General features: G+C 27.9%; 9 protein-coding genes and 1 pseudogene. 6 read left to right on the forward strand and 4 right to left on the reverse strand.

Features of this window, described 5'->3' with window-relative positions:
* The 3 genes from Q0V08_RS08405 to Q0V08_RS08415 form a co-directional block, all read left to right on the forward strand.
* The coding region (locus tag Q0V08_RS08405) for an extracellular solute-binding protein (RefSeq protein WP_297433863.1) at positions 1–884 on the forward strand (884 nt) is incomplete at its 5' end.
* An 8-nt stretch (positions 885–892) separates the two neighbouring features.
* The gene (locus Q0V08_RS08410; RefSeq protein ID WP_297433865.1) at positions 893–1,657 is read left to right on the forward strand and encodes a TIM barrel protein; all 765 of its coding nucleotides are present in this window, start codon (positions 893–895) and stop codon (positions 1,655–1,657) included.
* A complete protein-coding gene (locus Q0V08_RS08415) occupies positions 1,657–2,433 on the forward strand; it encodes an HAD-IIA family hydrolase (protein ID WP_297433867.1) in 777 nt (258 codons plus the stop codon). Before Q0V08_RS08410 ends, Q0V08_RS08415 begins: the two co-directional genes overlap by 1 nt.
* Before the next feature lie 40 nt (positions 2,434–2,473).
* Here Q0V08_RS08415 and Q0V08_RS08420 read toward each other — a convergent pair whose 3' ends face one another.
* The 4 genes and pseudogenes from Q0V08_RS08420 to Q0V08_RS08435 form a co-directional block, all read right to left on the reverse strand.
* Positions 2,474–2,824, reverse strand: a complete 351-nt coding sequence (locus Q0V08_RS08420; protein ID WP_297433869.1) for a DsrE family protein — start codon at positions 2,822–2,824, stop codon at positions 2,474–2,476.
* Between the two features lie 75 nt (positions 2,825–2,899).
* Positions 2,900–3,208 carry a hypothetical protein gene (locus tag Q0V08_RS08425; protein ID WP_297433871.1) on the reverse strand — a complete coding sequence of 103 codons (309 nt, stop codon included), beginning with the start codon at positions 3,206–3,208 and terminating at the stop codon, positions 2,900–2,902.
* A gap of 100 nt (positions 3,209–3,308) precedes the next feature.
* Positions 3,309–4,654 (reverse strand): annotated as a pseudogene (locus Q0V08_RS08430) (sodium-dependent transporter).
* Positions 4,655–4,675: 21 nt separating this feature from the next.
* On the reverse strand, positions 4,676–6,073 hold the full coding sequence (locus tag Q0V08_RS08435; RefSeq protein ID WP_297433873.1) for a tryptophanase: 1,398 nt from the start codon (positions 6,071–6,073) through the stop codon (positions 4,676–4,678).
* Positions 6,074–6,334: 261 nt separating this feature from the next.
* Between Q0V08_RS08435 and Q0V08_RS08440 the strand changes: the two genes are divergently transcribed.
* The 3 genes from Q0V08_RS08440 to Q0V08_RS08450 form a co-directional block, all read left to right on the forward strand.
* Entirely contained in the window at positions 6,335–7,573 is a 1,239-nt protein-coding gene (locus Q0V08_RS08440; protein ID WP_297433874.1) for a TolC family protein, read from the forward strand.
* A gap of 14 nt (positions 7,574–7,587) precedes the next feature.
* On the forward strand, positions 7,588–8,649 hold the full coding sequence (locus Q0V08_RS08445; RefSeq protein WP_297433876.1) for an efflux RND transporter periplasmic adaptor subunit: 1,062 nt from the start codon (positions 7,588–7,590) through the stop codon (positions 8,647–8,649).
* Positions 8,650–8,651: 2 nt separating this feature from the next.
* Positions 8,652–9,749, forward strand: a 1,098-nt coding sequence (locus Q0V08_RS08450) for an efflux RND transporter permease subunit (RefSeq protein WP_297433878.1), incomplete at its 3' end; no start/stop codon positions are given.

Below are 9,749 nucleotides of genomic sequence, written 5' to 3' on the forward strand. Positions count from 1 at the left end.
ATATATTAGAACTTGGGCAAGTTAATGGAAAACAAGTTGGAATTCCATACTCTATAAGCAATCCTATTATGTATATTAATTCAAATCTTATGACTGAAGCTGGAATAGATATAACAAATACTCCTAAAGACTGGGAAACTGTTCGTAAATATTCAGAAATAATAAAAGAAAAAACAGGAAATATGGGATTATTTGTTCAAGAGTATGCTGACAATTGGGCTCAACAAGCTTTAATTGAAGGAAATGGAGGTAAAATTTTGATAGAAAAAGATGGAAAAACTATTCCAACATTTGCTTCTAAAGAATCCTCTGAAGCATATCAATACTTAGCTGATATGGTTCAAGATAATATAGCTTTACATGCTTCCAATGATGAAGGATTTCAAACATTTTTAAATGGCAAACTTGGAATGGTTATAACTACAATTGGAAAAAGAGATAATTTTGAATCAATAGCTAAATTTAAAATAATCGGCGAAAAATTCCCTGTGTTTAATGGAAAAGAAAGAAAATTGCCAGCTGGTGGAAATATGTTAATGATTATGACAGATAGTCCAGAAGAACAAAAAGCTTCTTGGAGATTTATGAAATATTTATTAGAAGAAGAAGCTTCTGAAAAATGGACTAAAGGAACTGGTTATTTACCATCTGCTATACAAAATGAAAATAGTGGTATTGCAAGATTCTTAAATGAAAATCAGCTTATGAATGTAGCCAGTGAGCAACTTACAGATATGGGTAAATGGGCTAGTTTCTCAGGAGCTAATGCACTTCAAGCAGAACAACTATTGATCGATGTTAGAGATGTTATTTTAAGTGGTGAAAAAAAAGCAGAACAAGCTTTAAAAGAAGTTGAAGAAAAAATAACAAGCTTAGTTAAATAAGGAGAAATATGAAAAATAATATATTTGTAAGTGATCTTATATTTTATAATAACACAAAAGAAGAAACACTTAACTTTATTGAAATGCATGGTTTAAAAAATTTAGAATTTTTTTTAGAACCTAGAGATTTTAATCATACAGAGAAATTTAATTTTTTAATAAAAAATTTAAAATTAGAAAATGTATCTTTTCATGGTCCCTATAGATTCTTTAATATTGATTGTAGCGATATTTTATGGGAGGAACTTAAATTAAATTTTGTTGAAGCTTTAATTTGTTGTAAAAAAAATAATGGTGAATTTCTTATTCTTCATACAAATGAAGCTAAAAGAAAAGATAGTTCTAAAAAAGAAATTGAAAAAAAATTAGATGAACTTTTGCTTTTAGGAAAAGAAATTGGAGTTCAAATACTAGTTGAAAATGTTGGTGTTGGAAAAAATATGATTTATTCTCAAAGAGAATTTGAAAAATTAGTTCTACAAAAAAATCTTAAAGTTTTAATTGATATTGGTCATCTATTAGCTAACAAATGGAATTTGAATGAAATTTTAGAAACTTTAAAAGATAATATTGTAGCATATCATATTCATAGTAATGATGGAGAAAAAGATCTTCATCAGTCCATTTTTCACGGTGCATTTGATGGTGATGAAATTTTAAAAAAGATATTTTTAAAAACTCCAAATAGTAAATTAGTTTTAGAATATTCCCCAATAACAGATAAAAAAATACTTTTAAATGATTTGAAAAGAATAGAGGAGATACAAATTTAATGAAACAGTATAAAGGATATCTTTTTGATATTGATGGTACAATCTTACTTGGAAATACTCTTATTCCAGGTGCAAAAGAAAAAATAGAAGAGTTAAGGAAGAATGGAAAAAAAATAAGTTTTTTTACAAATAATTCATCAAAAAATCCTAAAAAATATGTTGAAAAATTTAAAGAGTTTGGAATTAAATCTGAATTGGATGAAATAATAACTGCGGGAGTAGTCTTATTATCATATATTGAAAAAAATTATAGTAATAAAAAAATTTATATCATTGGAACTGAAGAATATAAAGATTTATACAGAGATAAAGGAATCGAAGTTATAAATGAAATATCTGATTTTAATAATCATGATATCGACATATTAATTGTCGCTTTAGATACAGAATTAGATTTTAAAAAACTTGAAACTGCTTGTCAATTATTAAAAAAAGATATTAAATACTTTGCTGCTAATGAAGATTTAGTTTATCCGATTGAAAATAAAGTTTATCTTCCTGATTGCAAAGCAATCTGCAATATGATTGAAATTTGTACGGGAAAGCAACCAATCTATTTTGGAAAACCTAATTTTATAATGTTAGAGTATGCCCTTGAAAAGTTAGAATTAGACAAGAAGGATATTGTTATTGTTGGGGATCGATTGTATACAGATATAGCCTGTGGAAATATAAATAATTGTGATACAATTTTAGTTTTAAGTGGTGAAGCTACTGGAAAAGAGATTACTGCATATAAACCTAACTATATTTTAGATAACATTAATCATATTTAAGTAAAAAACAACCAATCTTAAAATTGGTTGTTTTTTAGTTTTAAGGTTTTATATAACTATATCCATCTTGCTGCTTCAAAATTAACTCTATTACACCTGCAGGAACAATTTTTATGAAATCATAAAGATCTTCCTTTTTTATATTATATTTTTTCATTGTATTATTACAAACTGAAAATACTACATTTTCTTCAACTAACTCTTCCAATTCCTCTTTTTTTAATATATCTGATAACTTTTTTATACCATTAATAGCTGTACCCATAACAACTACTTCTAAACAATATTCCAAACCAAGTTCTCTTATTCCCTTAACTACATTTTTTAAATTTCCTATAAGAACAGACCAACGCTCTTCTTGATTAATATCAAAAACTGCTTTAACTAACATTTTTATCTCCTTTATGAACTTTAATTGTCTAAATTCAACCTTTATGATATTTACTTTGCTAATACATTATTTCTTTTATTTTTTTCCAAATTCAAAATAAATATTTGATAAAATCTCAAACTGTTCCTGTCTAAAGTCATACTCTAAATTTTTTAATAACCTTTCTTGTAAATCCTCTTTTTTTTGACTATATATAAAATTTAATTGTTTATCATATCTAAAAGATATGCTTGTCCCTATTTTCCATTTTAAAAAATCAAAAAAAGTATCTTCGCTATATTCTTCAGGAATTTCAATTCTTTGAAAATCAATTTTATCAAATATTCTTAATATCAATTCAAATCTTTTTTCTTTTACTTTATCATTTAAAATTTTATTCTCCACAATTTTCCTCCATTTTATTTTCTTATATTATACCATCTTAATAAAAAAAGTTGCAGAAATTTTCACCTCTACAACTTTTTAATTATATTTAAATATTAGTTTATCCTATTCCTCCATAAAGAATTCCCATAATATAGACTATTATTGCAATTCCACAAAATAAATATTTTGTTACTGGTTCAAACCAAACGCCTACAATTTTCTCTCTTCCAATTTGAACCTGTTCTCTTGCAAATCCAGATTTACAAACCCAATAAATTACAAGTCCAGCTAATAAAGCACCTAATGGAATTATATATATAGAAACAAAATCCATCCATGGAGATAATCCATCTCCTTCAAGAAAGACTCCAACTATAAATGATACTACAGCAACTATTCCAATAGCTTTTAATCTTGATAGCCCTAAACGACTTTGTAAAGCTTCAACAGGAGTTTCAAATAAATTCATAAGTGAAGTCACACCTGCAAATAATACCGCTATAAAAAATACTATTGAAATTATTTGTCCACCAGGCATATTTTGAAATACTGTAGGAAGAGTGACAAACATAAGACCTGGACCTGCTCCTGGTTCAAGCCCATAAGCAAATACAGCTGGGATAACTACAAGTGCTGCTAACATTGCCGCACATGTATCAAAGAAAGAAACATTTAAAGCAGAGTTAACTATATCTTCATCTTTACTCAAATAACTTCCATACACAACAGTTCCTGACCCAGCTAAAGATAATGAAAAAAATGCCTGTCCTAAAGCAAAAACCCAAGTTCTCACGTCTCTAAGAGCTGACCAATCTGGATTAAATAAATAGCTATAACCTTGTTCCGCCCCCGGTAACATATATATTCTAATAGCTAAAAATAAAAATAATCCAAAAAATGCTGGCATCAATATCTTATTTACTTTTTCTATTCCTCCTGCTATTCCCAAGCCATTAATGAAAAAGTTAATAATAAACCTGCTATATGCCAAGGTATACTTCCAAAATCTGAAGCTAAAGCTCCAAAGTAAGGTCCTGGCTGTATTTCAATTATTATTCCTGAAAGAGAGGCAACACAATACCTTAATATCCAACCAACAACTATAGCATATCCTATGGCTATAGCTAAAGATCCTATAACAGGTATTAATCCTATTATTGTTCCTCCTTTTAGTCCTCTTTGTTTGAAAGCTTTTTCAAATGCTCCAAGTGGGCCAGTTCCCATAGAACGTCCCAATGTCATTTCACCTATTACTCCTGTAAATCCTATTAAAAGAACAAATGTAAAATACGGAATAAGAAATGCTGCTCCTCCAAATTGCCCAACTCTATATGGAAACATCCAAATATTTCCCATTCCAACTGCTGAACCAATACAAGCTAAAATAAATCCAAATTTTGATTTAAAACCATCTCTATTATTATCTATCAAAACCGTTTCTACACTATTCTTTATATCTTCCATTAACCCTCCCTAGACTATGTTTTAATCTTCTATAATCTCTAGGGAAGCTTGGAAGTGTCTTAATATCGGTGGTTCCCAAGTTATTCTATATCCTCTTGTGATTTCATGAGCTCTCTCTTTTATCGCTATTAAAGCATCTGCTATTACATCTAAATGAGCTTGTGTGTAAACTCTTCTAGGAATAGCAAGTCTTGTAAATTCAAAATCTGCTTCTAACTGTTCATTTGTATCAGGATCATTTCCTAACATATAAGAACCTATATCACAACTTCTAATTCCAGCCTCTTTATAAAGCTCTATAGCTAAGACTTGCCCTGGAAACTCATTAAATGGTATGTTTGGAAAAATTTTTGAAGCATCTACAAATACACCATGTCCACCAACTGGAGATTGATATATAATTCCCGCATCATCAAGACGAGAAGCTAAATATTCCATCTGTCCAATTCTATATCTTAAAAAGTTTTCATCGATTCCTTCTAATAATCCTATAGCCAGTGCTTCTAAATCTCTTCCTGAAAGTCCTCCATAAGTTGTAAATCCTTCAAAACTTATACAATTTGCTTTTATTTTTAAAATCATATCTGAATTTTCTATAGCATTCTTTACTCCTATTAATCCTCCCATATTAACTATTGTATCTTTTTTCGCTGACATGGTGAAGAAATCTGCATAAGAAAACATCTCTTTTATTATATCTTTTATCGACATATTCACACATTCAGGTTCATCTCTTTTTATAAAATATGCATTTTCTGCATAACGTGCCGCATCTATATTTAATGGTATATTATATTTTTTACAGACAACTGCAACTTCTCTAGCATTTTTCATTGAAACAGGTTGTCCACCAGCAGAGTTATTTGTAATAGTCAATACTACTAATCCTATTTTTTCTGGACCATACTCTTGGATTAATTTTTCCATTTTTTCAACATCCATATTTCCTTTAAATTTAGATCTTTTACCTGGATCTTTTGCCTCTGGGACTACACAATCCAAAGGTCTTGCTCCTGCTAGAATAACATGTGCTCTTGTTGTATCAAAAAACATATTTGAAATTGCATATTGTCCTGGCTTTAAAAAAGTTGGAAATAATACTTTTTCTGCTGCTCTTCCTTGATGTACTGGTTGAATAAATTCATATCCAAAAATTTCTTTAGCAGTATTTACTAATTTAAAATAACTAGAAGCTCCTGCATAAGCTTCATCACCTCTCATTACTCCAGCCCATTGATCTTGACTCATTGCATTAGTTCCTGAATCTGTTAATAAATCAATGTAAACATCCTCTCCTCTTAAATTAAAAAGATTATAATTAGCTTCTTTAATTTTTTCTGCTCTTTCTTCTGGTGTAGTCATTTTAATTGTTTCAACCATTTTAATTCTAAATGGTTCTGGAACATACTTGATAGCCATAACGTTATACCTCCGTTTTTAGTCTACCCCGGTCATCTGTTTTCAGATAGGCGGACGGTATTTCCTTTTTAGAATTTTACTTAAATTCTTAATAAATCTATATACCCTATTAAAATTCATTTTGTCAAATAAAGTTACATTTTTATTTTAATAAAATTTTTTACTTTTTTATTATTTTGATTATCTAAATTTCTTGACTCTCAACTTACTTTATAGTTTATAATCTCATATTGTGAAATTAATTTTTAATAAGGAGAAACTATGAAAAAATACATTCTACTATTTTTAACTTTGAATATAGTTACTTTTTCTATGGAGCTAACATTAGACAAATCTATTAAATTGGCTGAAAAAAATAACCGACAACTCAAAGAAAAAAGCATTAATGTAAAACAAAAAAGGTTAAATGAAAATGTAAAAATTAAAAATGCTCTTCCCTCTCTTAGAGCACAAACTACATATGCTGATCATGATGAATCAAAAAACTTAAATAGTTCTTTTCAAAATGGTGTATATCTATCACAGTCTATTTTTACAGGGGGTGAACTTTACTATAATATTAAAAGTAGTGAGGCTCTTAGAGAGTTTGAAGAGAGTGATTATATTGCTCAAAATATTGATTTAGAGTTAGAAGTTATTCAAACTTATATTAATTGTCTTCAGTTAAAAAAAAGTTTGAATATATATGAAGCTTCTCAAAAAGAGAAAAAAGAAGAGTTAAAAAAACAACAAGAATTTTATAAGCTTAGTCTTATCGATAAAAGTGAAGTTTTAAAAATTGAAACATCATTATATCAAACTGAAACATTAATTCTAAAAACAAAAAATAACATTACTACTCAAGAACTTATTTTAAAAAATCTTTTAGGTTTGGATAGTGATGAAAGTATAACTTTAAAAGAAATGGATTTTTCAAATCTCATAACACCGAATATTGATTTAAAAAAAGATACTGAAAAAGCTTTGGCAAATAGTACACTCTCTAAAAAATTAGATAAAAATATTTTAATCAGTGAATACAATGCTAAAAGTAATCGAAGTGTTTTCCTACCTAAAGTAGATTTAGAGTATGGCTATGAGTCTTTAGAGGAGTCAAGTTTTTCAAAATCCAATAACGATTGGGAGTGGAGAGTTGGAGTTACTTTCAAATGGGATATTTTTAACTTTGGAAGTGGGATTGACAGTTATAAAGAATCAACTTTAGAGATTGAAAAACAAAGAATTTTAAAAATTGATTCATTGGAAACATTAAAAAGAGAGATTAAAACTGCTTATTTGGATTTAATAACATCTAAAGATATTATTGTCACAAATGAAAAAGCTCTTTTAACAGCTCTTGAAACATTTAATATTGATAAAGAGAAGTTTTCCAATAGAATTATTGATTCTGTTGATTTTTTAAAAAGTGAATCACAACTTAGAGAAGCTCAGATTACTCATATAAACTCTCAACTTGATTACTTCTTATACTATCAACAATATTTATCACTTTTAAAATAACATAGGAGGATTTAATGAATAAAATATTACTTACACTTTTTTTTACTTTAATTTTAATTGGATGTAAAGACAAACAAACAACTCAAGAGATGAAGCCTGAAATTATCAAAGATGTTAAGGCTCAAGAATTAAAAATACAAACTATAAAAAATACTAAAATTTATAATGGAGACATAAATCCCTTAAAAGAAATCGCCATTATAACTCCTACGGGAGGCTACGCTAAAGATATTAAATATAAAAATGGAGATATAATTGATTCAGAAACAACTATTTTAACTTTAGTAGATGCTGCTACTGAAGCAAGTTATTTTGAAGCAGAAGGTAACCTAATTAAATCTAGATCAAATTATAGTACATCTAAGATTTCCTTTGAAAAATATAAAAATTTATTTGAAAAGAAACTTATTTCAGAAGAACTATATCTACAATCTAAAAATAATATGAATCAAAGCTTAGGTGAATTAAAAATAGCAGAAGCTAATTTTATAAGAGCTAATGATAATTATAAAAGACTTTTTGTTAAATCTGAAATATCTGGAATTATAACAGATTTGGAAGTTAAAAATAATGAAAAAATACCCTCTAACTCTAAACTTTTAACGATTGTCGAAAATAATATAATGGAGATAAAAATTGCTATAAATGGAGAAGATATTAAAAATATAACTCCTGACAAAGAAGCCAAAGTCTATATTTCAGACTTAAATAAAACTGTTATTGGAAAAGTCAGTGAAATAAATCTAGCTGCAGATACTAATACAAAAAAATATAACATCAAAATACAAATTCCAAATGATGACAAGTCTATTTTAAAAGGAATGTATGGTAAAGTAGAAATGGAACAAATGGAAGTTAATGGACTTTTTGTTCCGCAAGAAGCTATTATGATTAAAGACCTCTACTCATATGTAGCTATTATTCGCGAAAATCAAGCTATTATTTATAAAGTTAATCGTGGAGTTTCTCAAGGAAATCTTCAAGAGATATCTTTTGATAATTTTAAAGAGGGAGATAAGATTGTTGTTCAAGGACAGTACCTTCTTAATAATAATGATAAAGTGAGGGAGATTTAATCATGAGATTACTTTCTGAATTTTCTATAAAAAAACCTGCAACAGCAACAATGATTATCATATCTATGATATTTTTTGGATTGTTAGGATTATCAAAAATGCCAATAGAGCTAATGCCAAACACATCTAATCCAACCATTAGAATTACTATTGAATGGAAAGGAGCTACTCCTGAAGATGTGGATAAAATGATTACCAAAAAAGTTGAAGATATCCTTCCAAATGTTGATGGTATTACAGAGTATTCATCAACATCAAGTTCAGAGACATCAAAAATAAATGTTAAATTTAAATATGGAACCGATATTGAAACAAAAATAACTTTAATACAAAATGAAATTAATCAAATAAAAAATAAATTGCCTGAAGATATTGAAGAACCCTCTATTAGAGAACAATCTATGGGATCTATTCCCGCTGCTGTTTTGACTATGTCAGGAGGAGATCCTATGGAGGTTAGAACCTATGCTGAAAATAGTTTAAAGCCCCTTTTAGAGAGAATAGAAGGTGTTTCACAAATTATAATTTTTGGTGGTAAAGAGCAGGAGATTTTAGTAGAAATTGATCCTGAAAAACTTGAAAATTATAATCTTGGAATTCTAGAAGTTTCTAATCTAATTTCTAAAGCAAGTACAACTATTCCTGGTGGACAAGTTAAAGAGGGAGAAAAAGAGTTCTATATAAAAGTTCAAGGTGAATTAAAAACTCCACAAGAGATTGAAAATATCATTTTAAAAAATAATAATGGTCAACTTCTAAGATTAAAAGATGTTGCAGATGTAAAAATTGATACCAAAGACCCTTCAAGCTTATTTAGAAAAAATGGTTCTGATGGTTTAGTTGTAGTAGTTGCTAAAACTGATGATGGAAACGCTATTGAGATTGTAGATTCTGTTAATAAAGTTTTAAAAGGGGTTAAAAACTCTCTACCTTTAAATTCCAATATTGATTATGATTTTGATTCTACAGTTACAATTAATAACTCAATAAATAATGTTAAAGAAACTGGATTTATCGGTTTGATTTTAGCTTCAGGTATATTATATTTGTTTTTAAAAAGTATATCTGCTACTATAGTTATTGCAGTAGCTATACCAATA

Origin of the sequence: uncultured Cetobacterium sp., from assembly GCF_947038635.1 — a bacterium.
In the GTDB taxonomy this organism is placed as follows: Bacteria; Fusobacteriota; Fusobacteriia; order Fusobacteriales; family Fusobacteriaceae; genus Cetobacterium_A.

What these genes read in the sequence shown, in the direction of transcription:
- Q0V08_RS08410 (WP_297433865.1), top strand. Translation starts at nt 893, where the DNA reads ATGAAAAATAATATATTTGTAAGTGATCTTATATTTTATAATAACACA.
- Q0V08_RS08415 (WP_297433867.1), top strand. Translation starts at nt 1,657, where the DNA reads ATGAAACAGTATAAAGGATATCTTTTTGATATTGATGGTACAATCTTA.
- Q0V08_RS08420 (WP_297433869.1), bottom strand. Translation starts at nt 2,824, where the DNA reads ATGTTAGTTAAAGCAGTTTTTGATATTAATCAAGAAGAGCGTTGGTCT.
- Q0V08_RS08435 (WP_297433873.1), bottom strand. Translation starts at nt 6,073, where the DNA reads ATGGCTATCAAGTATGTTCCAGAACCATTTAGAATTAAAATGGTTGAA.
- Q0V08_RS08440 (WP_297433874.1), top strand. Translation starts at nt 6,335, where the DNA reads ATGAAAAAATACATTCTACTATTTTTAACTTTGAATATAGTTACTTTT.
- Q0V08_RS08445 (WP_297433876.1), top strand. Translation starts at nt 7,588, where the DNA reads ATGAATAAAATATTACTTACACTTTTTTTTACTTTAATTTTAATTGGA.